Origin of the sequence: Stakelama saccharophila (genome assembly GCF_032229225.1) — a bacterium.
Lineage (GTDB): Bacteria > Pseudomonadota > Alphaproteobacteria > Sphingomonadales > Sphingomonadaceae > Sphingomonas > Sphingomonas saccharophila.
The window spans coordinates 2607651-2621693 of sequence record NZ_CP135076.1 but is presented as its reverse complement, the minus strand read 5'-3'; the positions used below and the strand labels follow the sequence as shown (position 1 = coordinate 2621693).

At 62.2% G+C, this 14043-nt stretch carries 18 protein-coding genes and 1 tRNA gene; 11 read left to right on the top strand and 8 right to left on the bottom strand.

Annotated features, from left to right (window positions below):
• The first annotated feature begins 72 nt into the window (after positions 1–72).
• Genes RPR59_RS12185 through RPR59_RS12175 form a run of 3 tightly spaced genes read left to right on the top strand, consistent with a single transcriptional unit; the run spans position 73 to position 2882 of the window.
• Positions 73–1518 carry an FAD-binding oxidoreductase gene (locus RPR59_RS12185; protein WP_313914419.1) on the top strand — a complete coding sequence of 482 codons (1446 nt, stop codon included), beginning with the start codon at positions 73–75 and terminating at the stop codon, positions 1516–1518.
• A 33-nt stretch (positions 1519–1551) separates the two neighbouring features.
• Positions 1552–2328 (top strand): SapC family protein, encoded by a 777-nt coding sequence (locus RPR59_RS12180; protein ID WP_313914417.1) that lies wholly within the window; start codon positions 1552–1554, stop codon positions 2326–2328.
• Positions 2328–2882 carry a cytochrome b gene (locus RPR59_RS12175; protein WP_313914416.1) on the top strand — a complete coding sequence of 185 codons (555 nt, stop codon included), beginning with the start codon at positions 2328–2330 and terminating at the stop codon, positions 2880–2882. The genes RPR59_RS12180 and RPR59_RS12175 overlap by 1 nt, the downstream gene beginning before the upstream one ends.
• Positions 2883–3069: 187 nt before the next feature.
• Here the strand turns inward: RPR59_RS12175 and RPR59_RS12170 are convergent, their stop codons facing one another.
• The gene (locus tag RPR59_RS12170; protein WP_313914413.1) at positions 3070–3924 is read right to left on the bottom strand and encodes an N-formylglutamate amidohydrolase; all 855 of its coding nucleotides are present in this window, start codon (positions 3922–3924) and stop codon (positions 3070–3072) included.
• Between the two features lie 107 nt (positions 3925–4031).
• Between RPR59_RS12170 and cpdR the strand changes: the two genes are divergently transcribed.
• The 3 genes from cpdR to RPR59_RS12155 all read left to right on the top strand — a co-directional run bounded on the left by cpdR (position 4032) and on the right by RPR59_RS12155 (position 5784).
• Positions 4032–4409, top strand: coding sequence for a cell cycle two-component system response regulator CpdR (gene cpdR / locus RPR59_RS12165; protein WP_313914411.1), 378 nt, complete (start codon positions 4032–4034; stop codon positions 4407–4409).
• Between the two features lie 70 nt (positions 4410–4479).
• Positions 4480–4554, top strand: a tRNA-Val gene (locus tag RPR59_RS12160).
• Between the two features lie 597 nt (positions 4555–5151).
• Positions 5152–5784 carry a hypothetical protein gene (locus RPR59_RS12155; RefSeq protein ID WP_313914408.1) on the top strand — a complete coding sequence of 211 codons (633 nt, stop codon included), beginning with the start codon at positions 5152–5154 and terminating at the stop codon, positions 5782–5784.
• Between the two features lie 9 nt (positions 5785–5793).
• Here RPR59_RS12155 and RPR59_RS12150 read toward each other — a convergent pair whose 3' ends face one another.
• The 4 genes from RPR59_RS12150 to RPR59_RS12135 form a co-directional block, all read right to left on the bottom strand.
• Positions 5794–6042 carry a hypothetical protein gene (locus RPR59_RS12150; protein WP_313914407.1) on the bottom strand — a complete coding sequence of 83 codons (249 nt, stop codon included), beginning with the start codon at positions 6040–6042 and terminating at the stop codon, positions 5794–5796.
• Positions 6043–6195: 153 nt separating this feature from the next.
• Entirely contained in the window at positions 6196–6816 is a 621-nt protein-coding gene (locus RPR59_RS12145) for an SOS response-associated peptidase family protein (protein WP_313914405.1), read from the bottom strand.
• Positions 6817–6898: 82 nt separating this feature from the next.
• On the bottom strand, positions 6899–7087 hold the full coding sequence (locus RPR59_RS12140; protein ID WP_313914403.1) for a DUF6961 family protein: 189 nt from the start codon (positions 7085–7087) through the stop codon (positions 6899–6901).
• Complete coding sequence (locus RPR59_RS12135) at positions 7081–7479, bottom strand: hypothetical protein (protein ID WP_313918499.1); 399 nt, start codon at positions 7477–7479, stop codon at positions 7081–7083. The genes RPR59_RS12140 and RPR59_RS12135 overlap by 7 nt, the downstream gene beginning before the upstream one ends.
• 203 nt (positions 7480–7682) lie before the next feature.
• Between RPR59_RS12135 and RPR59_RS12130 the strand changes: the two genes are divergently transcribed.
• From RPR59_RS12130 to RPR59_RS12120, 3 genes are all read left to right on the top strand, one after another.
• On the top strand, positions 7683–7886 hold the full coding sequence (locus RPR59_RS12130) for a hypothetical protein (protein WP_313914401.1): 204 nt from the start codon (positions 7683–7685) through the stop codon (positions 7884–7886).
• A complete protein-coding gene (locus tag RPR59_RS12125; protein ID WP_313914399.1) occupies positions 7883–8182 on the top strand; it encodes a hypothetical protein in 300 nt (99 codons plus the stop codon). The genes RPR59_RS12130 and RPR59_RS12125 overlap by 4 nt, the downstream gene beginning before the upstream one ends.
• A gap of 516 nt (positions 8183–8698) precedes the next feature.
• On the top strand, positions 8699–9508 hold the full coding sequence (locus RPR59_RS12120) for an ATP-binding protein (RefSeq protein ID WP_313914397.1): 810 nt from the start codon (positions 8699–8701) through the stop codon (positions 9506–9508).
• Here RPR59_RS12120 and RPR59_RS12115 read toward each other — a convergent pair.
• From RPR59_RS12115 to RPR59_RS12105, 3 genes are read right to left on the bottom strand one after another with little or no spacing between them, the layout of a single operon-like run.
• Positions 9455–10648 carry a DUF4417 domain-containing protein gene (locus tag RPR59_RS12115; protein ID WP_313914395.1) on the bottom strand — a complete coding sequence of 398 codons (1194 nt, stop codon included), beginning with the start codon at positions 10646–10648 and terminating at the stop codon, positions 9455–9457. The two genes, RPR59_RS12120 and RPR59_RS12115, sit on opposite strands and share 54 nt — an antisense overlap.
• Entirely contained in the window at positions 10645–10995 is a 351-nt protein-coding gene (locus RPR59_RS12110) for a hypothetical protein (protein WP_313914393.1), read from the bottom strand. Before RPR59_RS12110 ends, RPR59_RS12115 begins: the two co-directional genes overlap by 4 nt.
• Positions 10995–11561 carry a hypothetical protein gene (locus RPR59_RS12105; RefSeq protein WP_313914392.1) on the bottom strand — a complete coding sequence of 189 codons (567 nt, stop codon included), beginning with the start codon at positions 11559–11561 and terminating at the stop codon, positions 10995–10997. Before RPR59_RS12105 ends, RPR59_RS12110 begins: the two co-directional genes overlap by 1 nt.
• 383 nt (positions 11562–11944) lie before the next feature.
• On the opposite strand from RPR59_RS12105, the gene RPR59_RS12100 reads away from it, so the two are divergent.
• Both RPR59_RS12100 and RPR59_RS12095 read left to right on the top strand, forming a co-directional pair.
• On the top strand, positions 11945–12943 hold the full coding sequence (locus RPR59_RS12100; protein ID WP_313914390.1) for a hypothetical protein: 999 nt from the start codon (positions 11945–11947) through the stop codon (positions 12941–12943).
• On the top strand, positions 12936–13589 hold the full coding sequence (locus RPR59_RS12095; RefSeq protein ID WP_313914389.1) for a hypothetical protein: 654 nt from the start codon (positions 12936–12938) through the stop codon (positions 13587–13589). Before RPR59_RS12100 ends, RPR59_RS12095 begins: the two co-directional genes overlap by 8 nt.
• Positions 13590–14043: the final 454 nt, after the last annotated feature.

The window sequence follows — 14043 nt, the reverse complement described above, 5'->3', positions numbered from 1 at the left end:
ACAAGACGTATCGTTACCGCTTTTAACCCCGGATGAATTGGCGCGTCGCGGGGGGCATGCTACGCGACCGCCATGTCAGCGCAAGATCAACTTGTAACCTGGGCCCTGGAGCGTTTCGGACCGCGTGCCGTCGTAACCGATCGCGACGCGATCGATCCCTGGGTCCATGACTGGCGCGGCCGCTATCACGGCGCCGCGCCCGCCATCCTGCAACCCGATTCGACCGAGGCGGTGAGCGCGATGGTGGCGCGCGCGGCGGCGGCGGACGTCGCGCTGGTGCCGCAAGGGGGCAATACCTCGATGGTGGGCGGCGCGACACCGCCGGCCGACGGATCGACGCTGATCCTGTCGCTGCGCCGGATGAACCGGATTCGCGCGCTTTCGAGCGACGACAATCTCGTCACGGCGGAAGCGGGCGTGATCCTGCAGACGCTGCAGGAAACGGCGGCAGCGCGGAAAAGGCGCTTTCCGCTCGACCTCGGCGCGCGCGGCAGCGCGACGGTCGGCGGGCTGGTGTCGACCAATGCCGGCGGGACGCAGGTACTCAGGTTCGGCACGATGCGTGGGCTGGTCGCGGGAATAGAGGCGGTGCTGCCCGACGGATCGGTGCATGACGGGCTGAGCCCGCTGAAGAAGGACAATCGCGGGTACGACCTCAACCAATTGCTGATCGGGGCGGAAGGCACGATCGGCGTCGTGACGGCGGCGAACCTGCGGCTGGTGCCGGCGATCGAATCGCGCGCCGTGGCCTGGGTCGGGCTCGATTCGCCGATGGCGGCGCTCGACCTGCTGCGGCGAATGGAGGCGCGCAGCACGATGATCGAGAGTTTCGAGATCATCCCCGGTGATTCGCTGTCGCTGGTGCTGAAGCACATTCCCGACACGCGTGCGCCGCTCGCGTCCGAACACGCATGGCATGTGTTGATCGAGGTGGTGCGCACCGACGGTCGCGGCCAGGAGCCGCAGGCGGTGCTGGAAGAATCGCTGGCGGACGCATTGGAGACAGGGCTGATCACCGACGCGGCGCTCGCGCAGAACGAGGGGCAGGCGGACGATTTCTGGAAGTTGCGCCATTCGCTGTCCGAGGCCGAGCGCGCGAGCGGCCCTGCCGTTCAGCACGACATTTCGGTTCCGGTGTCGGCCATGCCGCGTTTCATGCTGGACGCCGCGGCGGCGGCGGAGGCGAAGTTTCCGGGAACCCGCGCCACCGCCTTCGGCCATCTCGGCGACGGCAACGTGCATTTCCATGTTCGCGCGGCCGAGGGGACCGATGCCGAGCGCTTCTATGCCGATGAGGCGGAACCCATCTCACGCTTCGTCAACGATCTGGTGACGGCGGCGGACGGCTCCATTTCGGCCGAACACGGTATCGGCCAGATGAAGCTGGAGGAGCTCGAACGCCTGGGGCAGCCGGCGCGCCTCGCCGCGTTGCGCGCCATCAAGGCGGCGTTCGATCCGCACGAACGGTTCAATCCCGGCAAGCTGGTAACGCTTGCACCGAAGCCGCGCCGCCCATAGACCGGCGCGCAAATCTTTCATCAGGAGACCCGAATGGCCAGCGCGCCGCAACAACAGTCGCTTCCGCTCTTCTACAAGGATCTGACGCCGCTTTCGAGCCAGGACCATGCCGAATATCGCATGCGCCGCGCCGAAAAGGCGCCGTTCCTGAACGGTGTGCACGCCGTTCCCGTCACCGTCGAGGAATTCCCGATGGTGCAGCGGCGCATGCCGATCGTGTTCTCGGTGGGTGAGGATGCGGTGCCGCTGGCGCTGATGGGTCTGAACGAGGGCGTCAACCTGTTCGTCAACGATGACGGCAGCTTCGTCGACGACGAGATCTATCTGCCGGCCTATGTTCGGCGCTATCCCTTCCTGCTGGCGCGGTTGCGCCCGGATTCGGACGAATTGTCGCTGTGCTTCGACCCGAGCGTCGACACGATCGGCAAGTTCGACGAGGGCGAGGCGCTGTTCACCGACGGGCAGCCGAGCGAGTTCACCAAATCGATCCTGCAGTTCGCCGAGCAGTTCGAGCAGGCCGGACAGCGCACCGGCCAGTTCGTGAAGGAACTGCGCGATATGGAATTGCTGATGGACGGCGAAGTGTCGATCCAGCCGGACGGTGCGCCGCAGCCCTTCGTCTATCGCGGCTTCCAGATGGTCGACGAGAAGAAGCTCAACGACCTGCGCGGCGACCAGCTCCGCAAAATCATGCAGAACGGCATGCTGCCGCTGATCCACGCGCACCTGATGTCGCTGGGCCTGATGCGGGACCTGTTCGGCAAGCAGATGCGCACCGGCAAGATGCCGCAGCCGCAGGCAAACGTCTGATGGGCCGCGCGACCGTCCGAAGGGATCGTTACAGCAGGGGTGCGATCTTCTTTCACTGGACGATCGCGCTCATGGTCCTGTTCAACCTGGTCGTGGGCATCTTCCACGAATCGCTGCTCGAGGGCCTGGGCCTGATGCCGATCCATTTCGCGGTCGGCATCACGGTGCTGGTCCTCAGCATCGGCCGCTGGATCTGGCGGCTGAACCATCCGGCGCCGCGCCTGCCGCCCGGCGTCCCGCTTGCCGAGCGGGCGATGGCAAAGACGGTGCAGGCGATCTTCTATGCCCTGATCATCCTGATGCCGCTCAGCGGCTGGATGATGATGTCGGGCGGGCCGAAGCCGCACGCGGTGTCCTGGTTCGGGCTGTTCGATCTGCCGATTCTGCCCGTGGGCAAGACGATGGGCGGGGCGAGCCACGAATTCCACGAGATTTTCGGCTATGCGATGGCCGCGCTCGTCGCCCTGCATATCGCGGGCGCGTTGCGGCACCATTTCCTGCTGCGCGACAGCGTTCTACGGCGGATGCTGGGCGGTTCCGGCCTTCGCGTCTGAATCGCCTCCGGCCTGTTTTCCCGCATTGTTGTATGACCGCTTGAAGCCCGCCGACGGGTATCCTATATGAATTCCTGTACGGTCGCGTGTTCCCCCTTTCGCGAGGCCGTATGACGCGCCTTCGGGCGTGTCTCCTCCCTGAACCTTGGCCACCTCGTGCTCCGTGCACGAGGTGGTTTTTTTGTGCCTATTCCGCTGCGACCGGCACGGGCAGCGCGCCGTCGGCGAGCGCGTCGATCACCGCGCGCAGCATCTGCGCGACCTTTGCGGCGCCGGGTCCCGGTGCGTCCAGCGCGGGATCGAGATAGAGGCTGCGGTCGATCTCGATCTGAAGCGCGTGGACGCCCCGGCCGGGGGCGCCGTGTCGTTCCAGGACGTGCCCGCCGGCATAAGGATCGTTGATCGCCGCGACATGGCCGCCGGCACGGACCGCATGCGCCGCGCGAGCGAGGAAGGCGGGGGCGCAGGCCGCGCCGTGCCGATCGCCCAGCACGACCCGCGTCGCGCCGGTTCCCGCTCCGAGCGGCGGCATGGAATGGATATCGAGCAGGATGGCGACGCCGAACCGCTCTCGCGCGGCTTTCAGCGTATCGGCGACGGCCTGATGATAGGGGCGGTGATCCTGCATGATCCGGTGCCGGATTTCGGCGTCGGAGAATTTGCGGCTCCACAACAGGCCGTGGGTCGCGAGGCGGCGGGGGACGAGCCCGAGGCCGCTGCGCAGCTTGGCGGACGGCAACGGTTGCGACTGGGGCGAAACGCCCTCGTCGATCGCGGGATCACGCTCGCGCTCCGACCGGTTGAGGTCGATCCAGGCGCGCGGCCGATCGGCGGCGATCAGGATTTCGTCGCGCCGGGCGAGTTGCGCGATATAGTCGGCATGGCGGTCTTCCAACTGGATCAATGCCGAGGGCGGCACGCGCAACGCGGCCAGCAACGCTGCGGGATAGGCGCGGCCGGCATGCGGCACGGACAGGATGACCGGCGATGTCGGCATCGCGGGGCCGTGGCACCGGAAGGAAGGCGGTTCGCTGTCGTGCACGCGGGCACCATGCTATGCCTGCCGGGCGGACAAGGCAATCGCTTGCGCCGTCTGGAAAATCTTAAGGGGATCGCGCATAGTGTCCCACGGCGACGCTGAAGGTGGTGATGGTTAGAATTCTGCTGGCCGAGGACGATCAGGTGATGCGCGAATATCTGACGCGCGCACTGGAGCGATCCGGATATTATGTGACCGCCGTCGACCGGGGAACGGCGGCGCTGCCGCTGCTCGAATCGGAACCTTTCGACCTGCTGCTGACCGACATCGTCATGCCGGAGATGGACGGGATCGAACTCGCCCAGCGTGCCGGCGACCTGTCGCCCGACACGCGGATCATGTTCATCACCGGATTCGCCGCGGTGACGCTGAAGGCGGGGCGGGAAGTGCCGCAGGCGCGCATCCTGTCAAAACCGTTCCACCTGCGCGAACTGGTGAGCGAAGTCGATCGCCTGTTCGACGCCGACAGCGTACCGAGCAGGAACTAGCCGCGCTTTTTCAAACGGGCGCGAAAAGCGGTTGCCTTGGCGTGGAAGCCCGGTTACAGCGCGCCACCTCGGGCGCGTAGCTCAGTGGTAGAGCACTGTGTTGACATCGCAGGGGTCGCTGGTTCAATCCCAGCCGCGCCCACCAGTTCAAGGCCCTGGAAGCGCTCCATGTGTGCGAGTGCTTCCAGGGCCTTTTCGTTAAGTCTGCGATATTTCCGTGGTGAAGCCGTCCCGGCCATTCCCGTAACGGCGTCGATAATGCTGTACGGGAACGCTCCGAACGCCGCCGGGCCTGTCGGCCATGCGCAGGCGACCGACAAGCGGGTCCGCCATGAAGCGCCGGATCAGCATCATCCCGCCCGGCCAGCACCTTCGGCGCATGTGTCACGCATATGTGCACCGATCGCGCGACCAATATGCCGCGCGGCGCATACCATGCGGAAATCGCAGTTTGCGATAAAATGGTCGGGGAGAGAGGATACCCGACCAATAATGGCAGCCAGCTAAGTCATTGAAATGACAGCGAAGTTGTATCGGCCAAGGGCTGCGTTGGCCATTGATGGGGACAATGGGGAGCAATGCGCTTTCTTGCAAGGAAATTTGAGCAGAGAATGGCAAGGCATGCCCACGTCGAAAGGCAGCGCGGAGGCAACGATGACGAAGCTCAGGAAGGCACGACTAACCTTTTAGAAGGGGTTAGGGAATTTTGGTCCAGATGGTTGAAACAACTGGAGAGAATGAAATGAATAACAACAACATCGAGAGCAATCTCCTCGGCCAGATCAGCGCCACGAAGGCTGCGATCGTCTCCCGGCTGAAGGAGCTGGAGCAGGATCACATCTTGATGGACCACGGGGACGTCCAGATCTGGAACTACAAGGGCGGCAATGAACCCAGTTCCGCGTGGATTGGCGTCCGTCTGCAGCCCGGCCTGGGTTGCACCCACACGTTGCAGTCATCCGTCACCGACGATGACGGTGCCTGGCCGATCGAACCGGACGAGCTCGCCGGAAAATTCGTCAAGCACGCCATCGCTATCATCGAATCGAATGAAGCGGTTTTCGCGGCGCGCAAGACGCTCAAGGCGATCGCCTCCAAGGTAGTAGCCGATGCCGAGGAAGAAGGCATCGATATGGAAGTTCTTTCGATCGAACCCGCCGCGCTACTTATCGATGAGAAGGCCGACGCATCAATTCCGCAGACATTCGACGTGCGGCTGTTGATGCTTGGCGAAGACCGCGGTGCCATCAAGATGGACGCGTGGACCATCGACGCCTGCAATCCAGAGCTGTTCGATGGCTATCTGCGCAACACCATCCTTCCCGAGCAGCGTGAATTCCAGGTGCAGCTCGGGAAGGAACGTCAGGTCGCCTGACCACGGTGCCTAGGCGCGGGAGGCCACCATAGGCCTCTCGATGCCACGGGCGCGCGCAAGCAAGGCGATCGACCGGGCGCTGCCCCACGCATTGGCGATCGCCATATGGAGCGTCTCGACGGCTGTGATGGCCCGCCAACGGGCAGCCTCGCCGAGACGGCTTGGGTCGATCGCATCGCTCGCGTCGAAGACTTCGTGCACGGGCTGGTGCTGGACCAGACGGCGGTCTGTCGCCGGCCGGGCGATTTCGTCCAGCACCCCGGGCTGAGCGATCTGTTATTCACGAGGTCGACGAGGGCAGCGGCGACCTCGCGCAGGGTTGTCTCGATCGCCCGGTGGTTGCTTTCGCCGCGGCTGGCGAGGTGCTCGGCCGGTGATGCTTTGATCGCCCCGGCCCTGCCGGGGCGATCGCTAGGCCTCGCGGGTCGGGAATACCGGCCCGCGGACTGTCATCCGGTCCGACGCGAACGGCTGCTGCAGGTCGACGATCTCGTCATAGGATCCCTGAAGCCACCGGTCATAGTCACCCGGATGCAGGATGGTGATCATGGCCTTGGGATGGATGGGACGCACGAGTTCATTCGCATCGCAGGTTACCATGGCGAACGATCCACCCTTTTCGGTCTGCTGCCAGAACCCGGCGACCGCGAAAACGGGCTGGTCGCTCACCGCGAACCACATCTCGCCCTTGATGCCCTTCTCCAGATCCTTTGCAGGCGTCCATTCGCAGAATTCGGTGAGCGGTATAAGGCACCGGTTCGCAGGATTTTCGGCAAGCCGTCGCCATTGCGGAAGATCGAGCCGGCGGACATTGGTCATCGGCCATTTCGCACCGCCGCCGAGGACATCCCACTGCATGACGTCGAGGCCCGGACCGGTTTCTGCATCAGTGCGGAATACATAGGCGCGCGACTTCGGATAGAGTTCGACCGGATTGAACCGATTGTCGCGCGGACGTTCGGTCAGCCAGTCGCCGCCAAAATGCTCGAACAGCGTTTCTGGCTCGCCACGGTTACGCGCCCGGTTGCACATCAGAGGTATCCCCCGATTGCGGCGACAAGCGTAAGGACCAGAAGCAGCGCGAACTCAATTTCGAGCAGAGGGATCCGCCGCTTCATTGCAGCGTCCCTCGGCCCAGCTGGTCGAACCGTTGCGCGATTTCCTTCCAGCGGGCGACGCCAGCTTCATCGCCCTTGAGCGCGAGAGCGCCGATGCGCTCCGCGATGAACGCCGGCCCACGCTCGCCATGAAGCCGCCGGATGGCGAGCGCTTCGGCCCAGCGCTCCTCTTCCGGCGTCAGCACTGGTGGTTTCGCCAGTAGCGATCCCACCGAATCACCGTGCCGGTGCGGAGCATCGCGCAGGATATGTCACCGCTCTTCGGCGACACGCACCAGGCTGCGGTTCGGCTGCCACCTGCGCTGCCATCTGATCGGCATCGCATCGTAGGTCCCGCAACCCGGATATGGCCGTCGCTGGTTCTGCCGAGCGGTCGACCGACGGTGTTTACAACTGCGTCACGGGCGGCAATCCATCCGGCCTTCGGACAGGGCTGGTTCGAACGGCAAGTGCCGTCGGTTTCACGCGCTGCGATACCGGCAAGCCGAACGCGCGGTCCTTCCTTGCACCATACCGGACCATCGCCGTCCCAGACCCGCACCGGGGTGCACGCAAACGTCGTTCCTGCAGGGACGATCGCCTAGGCGAGCATTAGCGCGAATATGAAGATACCAACCCCCTTTCGATGCTGAACCCTGCCCTGAATTCCATCGTGCGATCAAGTCCGGTTCCATTCGCGAATGCCTTCGGGCTGAGCCGGTGCCTTGTCGAATGTTCGCGCTCTGTTCTATAGATCGGTCTCGCCACTTCGGTGGCGATTCGACGACTTGGAGCTTGATGATGCAGCACGATCTGCAGCTGCGCGCGGCTGCGCGCGAGATTTATGACGCCTGCTATCCTGGCGACGGATGGTCGCCCTTGGCCTTCGACGAGGCGGAGCGGTTCGGGACCATCCATTACCGTCAGGCGGTCGGCGCTGCGCAGCGCGCGCGACATGCATTTGCAAGTCGTAATACCCAGTGCGAACTGTTCGAGCGGGGATGAGCCGGCGCAAGGGTGAACGACCGGTGGCACTGGAGCTCGACCGCTATGGTGAAGATCATCCGGTTGCACAGATGATCGCGGATGGCGACAACTGGTTTCAGGCGTGGACGGCGCAGACGGCAACGCCGCTGACGACGCTAGCGAAGCGGACGGGTATTCCGCGAAAGCGACTGCTCACCATCGAGCGGGGCGACCGTATATCGCGAGCGGAGCTTGATGCGCTTGCTCGGGCGTGGTGCGTTTCATCGCGCGATCTCGAACGGTCAATCGGCGCAGGGATTGAGATTATCGCGTGACCGCGTCATCGGCGTGGTTACGCAGAAATGCGGTCACTCGGTCCTGGAGATCGCAGTCTCCGCGGCGGCAAGCTCAGCTGCGATCCTCGGGACTGACAGCTAATAGGCCGGTTGTCGCCGGTCTCCTTTTGGAATGCCCCATACGACAGCTGCCGTTGGCGCAGAGATCTTAGAGCGGCGGGAGACGATCACCTTCGGCCGTGAGCATCAGCCACAATGAACGTCCGCTGACACCGAATCCCGTCCTTAGCGTGCCCCCGTCCTAAACAACTTTCGACAAATCAGAGTTTTGCTATTCTGCCTGTCAATCGCAGGCATTCTGAGCCAAGAAAAGCCGCCGCGCACAGCGTCAAAGACGAGGGAGTTCTGCAGACCTCCGAATATGACAAGCTTGAAGGCACTTTTGGCCACGCGGGCCGAGCACATCTTTGCTGAGACAAGACGATTGCACTCCCGATCTGCGCTCAACTTAAAGAATTGCAGTAGTGTGCTAAGTGTTTATGGTATTGATCGACGATGCAGACGGCCCAAGCGCATTTCTCGGTTGTAGACGACCTTCTCAGAGAAGCGACGAGTGGTCATTTGCATAGCCACGGTTCGTTTCTGATCGAAAGATCGGGACGTATTGGGCCACTTGTCGAGTTACTGGCCGCTGCCCAGCAATTTCCGGCCGAGTATGCATCCGTCTCTTTTGCGGGGTCATTTGCCCCGAACGTTCGCGATGCTTGGGCAACGGGCCAGCCGTTCGGCGGCGGCTTCAGTGATCAAGCTGGGGCGTTTCCATTGCCGCTAGAGAATCCTGTGGAGACCCGTGATCCGATTTGGGAGCAATGGCTCCTCCACGCAGAAAATGCTGCCAAAAATAGAGGCTTCCCCTCCGGGCTCGTCGGATCGCTGGTAGGGGCATTGGGTGAGATGCAGGACAATGTCTATGAGCATAGCGGCGCGGCTCAAACAGGGTTGGTTGCCTACGCAGTTACGGATCGCACCTTCGAATTTGTGGTGGCGGATCGCGGCATGGGTGTGCTGGAGACGCTGCGGCAAAACCCTGATTACGTGCATTTGCCGGATGCAGGTGCGGCGCTGACGGAGGCGATTCGACCTGGGGTTTCGCGGTTCCCTGCTTCCAGCGGACGGGGCCAGGGATTTATCCAGCTTTGCAGGTCAATGGTGACAGACCGGGTCGAGCTTCGCTTCCGCTCCGGTGATCATGCGCTCACGCTATGTCCGACAAATGATCCCCTTAACGGACACCAGCGGCTCAGCCATACTTCAGCCCTCGCGGGACTGACGATCAGCGCGATTTGGCGTGCAGTAACTCCGTGAAGCGGCGGCGTGCCGTTGTTCTGCGTGCGTGCGCTCCAAAATAATGTGGTGACTGTGAAGCGCTGCGACGTTCTGCTGCAGCAAGGCGTCGATTGGGGCACCGTGCGGCGTTGGGCACTTGCGCCACACCAATTTCCCGTCGGGGCGGAAGCGCGCTTCTTGGCGGCATCGGGTCTTGGTGAAGGCGTCGGTATCGATCATCGTCACTGCCGCAAACCATGCGCGCAGCGGTTCCAGTGCCCGCATGCCGCCACGCACCACCAAACCCAGCGGTCGGGGCACACGAGCGGCAAGTGCGGACAGCTGCGCCACATGCCAATCGAGCCGTTCGCCACGGCCCGTGCCGGTCGCGAACTCGAAGGCTAGGCATTGAATCTCCGGCCGCTCGGCGATCAGCTCGGCCCAGCGCTCGTAATCCCGTTCCGTCCGAGCGTTGACATGCAGCGCGGAAGGAAGCCCTGCCTGCATCATTTCAGCCGCCGCCATCAGAATGCGCTTCATGGCATGCATGTTGTCAGTGCGGGGCACATCGGTCAGCACGCTATAATTGGGTGGTGTGATCAGCGCGATGTCGAGGGCTGCCAGCTGCTCCAGCATGGCAGCCCTGTCTGTCGCCGCCCAGTAGCGCTCGATCCTCCGGTCGCGTGCTACCCCTGAAATCACCAGTCGGGCGTTCGGATCGATACCGAACTTCTGACTCAGCGCGTCCCTGTCGGGATAGCGCAACGTGCCCGCATTGATGTCCAAAAGCGCATGGAGCGGCAGCGCGACAATCGGAGAGTTGAGTGTGCCGACACGCGCCGTTGAATGCTCGATCAACGGAACCATGGGCGGCAGTGCCTCAATAGGGACGATTGGGGCGCGGGGCGCGTTCTTGAGGTCTAGGCCATTGACCTCCCGCAGGCGTTCTACAAACTGTTTGGGGTTGCCTCGGCAGACCAAATCGCAGGTCGCTTTGTCATCGCAGCGGCAATAATCGCTACAGTCGAAGAAGCTGGCGCTGTTGTGCGCACCGCCACAGATGGGACGATCTACGCAGCTCACGCAACCCAGCGAACAGGGCATCGTGGCTGCATCGTCCCACAGGCGCTGCGAGTTGCGCACGATGCGGGGCAGCGAATTGTTGTTGGCATTCTTCATTGCAAACGAAGCTCCACGCTGTTGCCGAACAGGCTGACCCGTTCGACAATCCCAAGTGCGACGCCGCCGCAGTCGGTAACCGCTGTGCGCATGTCGGACGGCAGGCCTTTGACGGCACCGATGCGGCTTTGCCCCCGGCACACCATGGCGTTGCCGGACCCACACTGCACGACGAGCTCGTCGCCCGCCCGCACGCTCGTGCCGGGGTCGATGTCCGCCGTAATGGTCCGCTGTTGTGACCCGAACCGGACATCGAACAGGCCCGGCTGCTTGAGGCGGTCCACGCCCTTGTTCCAGCGCTTGCGCCAGGGCTGGCCAGACTGTTCGCGGATGAAATCAGCACCCATTACACGGCCTCCATAACCGGGCTGAAGAGTTTAGTTTTGCCGTGCCGCACTTCCTTCAGCATGCCCTTGGCGGACAGCGTCGCCAGCCGATTGTTCCAAGCGGTCGTGCCGATCTTGTCATCGGGGCGGAGCTTGGCCAGCTCAGGCGCAGAAATCGGATGGTGCTGGGCAATCAGCTGGATGGTGCTTAACTGCCCTGCGTCGAGCTCCCCAAGAATGTGCGGGTCTGTGGCTGCGCCGTCAGCGTCTAGGCCACATGCCCAAATGGCGTCGTTGCGGCCCCGAAGGTAGGTCGCCAGTTCTTCCTCAATGCTCGCATTGGCATTGGCGACCACCGGATAGATCATGCCAACGGCGTTGCGGCAGAAGTCACGGAAGCCCATGACGGCTTCGCGAAGAAACGAACCCGTCGCGATGTCCACCTCCGCGAAATCGAGGAAGGCGAGTGTCGGCTCGGCCGCCGGCTTCGTCTTCTCGATCAACTGCGCAAGCATCTGCCGCCCCATCGCGCTACCGGCCAGCGTTGCGCTGCCGTTTGGGTTGGTCAGCATAGGATATCGAATCATTTCACAATCCTCACTCATAAACGTGAGATAGGTGAGCGGGCCGATTTGTCAAGGTTCGTCCACCGAGCCCGGGGGAAGCCCGCTGCCCGTTGGTCAAACTTACCTAGCCTTGTGTCGAAGGTAGGCCACTAGCCAGCCGCTGATGTCGCAAAAGACCAATTCGGGCGCGAAACGCCCTCGACGCCGCTACCGATTCCGAACGCTCGTTCATGCGAGGGCGCGACACCAAACGACGGGTTCGCCGCTTAAATAAAGTCCGCCAGCTTCAAGGTCACCATTTCGTTGATTTCGGCGATCGCGCGCGATGTGCCGGCTGGCCCGTCCCCGAGGCGCGCACCTCACCACCTTGAGTGACGATCCCGAACTTGCCATGGTCGAAAGCGATGAAACTTCTTGATCGCACTCAGAGATTCGCGCTGAGCACAGTGCAGCCTTACCGCGTGCTGGGTCGCGCTCTGGTAGCGTTCAACGGTTTGTTGCTCATCGTTTTCTTGGCCCTTGTGTCCTTCCGGCTATGGCTCGACCATCCTCAGTGTGGCGATCAGTTGGTGAAGATCGGTGCCAAGCGCGTGCCGATGGTGCAGGTTTCCTGCTTGTCCGAACGGTGGTTGTCGTCCTTCGGGGAAAGCATCGTCGATAATCTAGCAGCTGGTCTCGTGGTTGCGATGGTCAGCTCGCTTCTGCTCTGGTTGATTTCGCCCAAGGCTCACTTCGAGGAAGATATTGTGGCGATTCAGCCCTGGAACATTCATGAGCTGCTGCAAACTCCACTAGCTGACACCAAGAGCTACTGGTTTCGTGGTAGATCGGGCAGGTTTATGCGAAGCGCCGTAATGCCAGCTCTCGATGCGGCTGGACGACGAGAGTCGGTCCTTAGAACCTTGCATATGCTTCTGCCTGATCCCGCTGACACGCCGATGCTGGCCGACTACGCGCATTATCGGGGGTCGTTGCAGGGTGCGAAGGGAACATGGGACGCGTCGCGCATACAGAACGAAATACTGGCAACGATTATAGCTGCCGCGAGACGCGTCAATGCCAATCACTTCTTCGAGGTTGCTCTTTATCTAAAAAGTGATTTCGCGCTGTTTCGACTCGATATGTCGGATGACCGCTTGGTCATGACGCGCGAAGATCCGAAATGGCCGGGCATTGCCTGCTCCAGTCGATCAAAGTTCTATGCGTCCTATCATGAGGAGTTCAGGAACGAAGCGAGTAGGGCTAAGTCTGTCGACCTGTCCCTTGCTAGTGTCCCGACACCTCTTGAGCCTGAAGACGTGGACGGCATACTCGCAGCGCTGTCGTTGTCCATCACGCTGACCGATGAGGATCGAACCGCCATCGTTAAGGGTGTCGAGAAGCCCGAGCGCCCGTATGGGTGATATGGAAAAGGAGTTTGCCGCGCTGATCGGAGCGGCGAGGTCTGGTGACCTCGAGGCCGCGCTTAGCAAGTCTGTCCTTCGTGAAGCCAAGGTGCGCCGCCATCCGCTGAACTTTTTAGCTGCGCGAGTGGAGGACGACGCGGGGCAGGCGTTGCGCTTACATCTCTTCGATGAGCGCTTCCGGTTCAAACAGACCGGGTTGGAGGTGCACGATCACACATTCGACTACGAGAGTTTTGTAGTCGATGGCGCCGTGGAGCAGACGATCTATGAGGCGATTCCCGACGCGGGTGGCGCGTATGAGGTTCTGGAAGTTTCCTACAGCCATGGCGGCTCCGCTCTTCAGCGGAGCGGCAGATATCTCCAACTGGTCGAGCAGCGTCGCGAGACGTTTACGGCAGGCGAAACTTACCGTTTGCCCCACGGGGTTTTGCACCGACTTGATCTCGTGGGACCCTCGGCTACTACGCTGGTTTTGACACGTCATGTGGGCGGGCGACCACTCACCATTGGGCGCTCATCAGGCGACAATCCACCTTCAACCGCTCGAACTCCAGTCTGCGATACCGGGGGTAACCCGATGACCCTGAGCACTCACTCGATCAGCCGGATTGTTGAAGCAGCGCTTTCAGCCGATCAAATATAGATGGCTCAGATCGAGCCACGCCTAATTATGAATGCAGACCAGAACTTGTGAGCGGAGGCAGCCCATCAATGTGCCCACCCGGGTCGCTTGACTGGCCCGAGACATGCCGGAACGACAGGGGAGGCTTATGACGGCAACGCCGCCGGATCCGATCGACTATCAGCTCATTGGCCTGAGGCGATCGTGTTCGGTAGCGCCTTTCACATACCAACGCGCGTGCAATTTGATCGGCCAGATCCCGGACCCTACACCCAGACTGCCGCACCCTATCATGAGTGGCGAAAGGGGGCATCGGCCTTCCCACTCGGCCAAGTAATCGAGGCTTGGGGCGCCTGATGCGTATCCACTTGAAGCCGTGCGCATCCATTCTTTAGGCGAGAAGCACGGGTTTGCCGCTCGATAGCGGTTATCCGCTATCGGTCTTTCAAGGGCAGGCTGAATGAACGGCGGCTTT

What these genes read in the sequence shown, in the direction of transcription:
- RPR59_RS12185 (WP_313914419.1), top strand. Translation starts at nt 73, where the DNA reads ATGTCAGCGCAAGATCAACTTGTAACCTGGGCCCTGGAGCGTTTCGGA.
- RPR59_RS12095 (WP_313914389.1), top strand. Translation starts at nt 12,936, where the DNA reads ATGGGTGATATGGAAAAGGAGTTTGCCGCGCTGATCGGAGCGGCGAGG.
- RPR59_RS12155 (WP_313914408.1), top strand. Translation starts at nt 5,152, where the DNA reads ATGAATAACAACAACATCGAGAGCAATCTCCTCGGCCAGATCAGCGCC.
- RPR59_RS12145 (WP_313914405.1), bottom strand. Translation starts at nt 6,816, where the DNA reads ATGTGCAACCGGGCGCGTAACCGTGGCGAGCCAGAAACGCTGTTCGAG.
- cpdR (WP_313914411.1), top strand. Translation starts at nt 4,032, where the DNA reads ATGGTTAGAATTCTGCTGGCCGAGGACGATCAGGTGATGCGCGAATAT.
- RPR59_RS12130 (WP_313914401.1), top strand. Translation starts at nt 7,683, where the DNA reads ATGCAGCACGATCTGCAGCTGCGCGCGGCTGCGCGCGAGATTTATGAC.
- RPR59_RS12110 (WP_313914393.1), bottom strand. Translation starts at nt 10,995, where the DNA reads ATGGGTGCTGATTTCATCCGCGAACAGTCTGGCCAGCCCTGGCGCAAG.
- RPR59_RS12105 (WP_313914392.1), bottom strand. Translation starts at nt 11,561, where the DNA reads ATGATTCGATATCCTATGCTGACCAACCCAAACGGCAGCGCAACGCTG.
- RPR59_RS12125 (WP_313914399.1), top strand. Translation starts at nt 7,883, where the DNA reads ATGAGCCGGCGCAAGGGTGAACGACCGGTGGCACTGGAGCTCGACCGC.
- RPR59_RS12115 (WP_313914395.1), bottom strand. Translation starts at nt 10,648, where the DNA reads ATGAAGAATGCCAACAACAATTCGCTGCCCCGCATCGTGCGCAACTCG.
- RPR59_RS12175 (WP_313914416.1), top strand. Translation starts at nt 2,328, where the DNA reads ATGGGCCGCGCGACCGTCCGAAGGGATCGTTACAGCAGGGGTGCGATC.
- RPR59_RS12100 (WP_313914390.1), top strand. Translation starts at nt 11,945, where the DNA reads ATGAAACTTCTTGATCGCACTCAGAGATTCGCGCTGAGCACAGTGCAG.
- RPR59_RS12120 (WP_313914397.1), top strand. Translation starts at nt 8,699, where the DNA reads ATGCAGACGGCCCAAGCGCATTTCTCGGTTGTAGACGACCTTCTCAGA.
- RPR59_RS12180 (WP_313914417.1), top strand. Translation starts at nt 1,552, where the DNA reads ATGGCCAGCGCGCCGCAACAACAGTCGCTTCCGCTCTTCTACAAGGAT.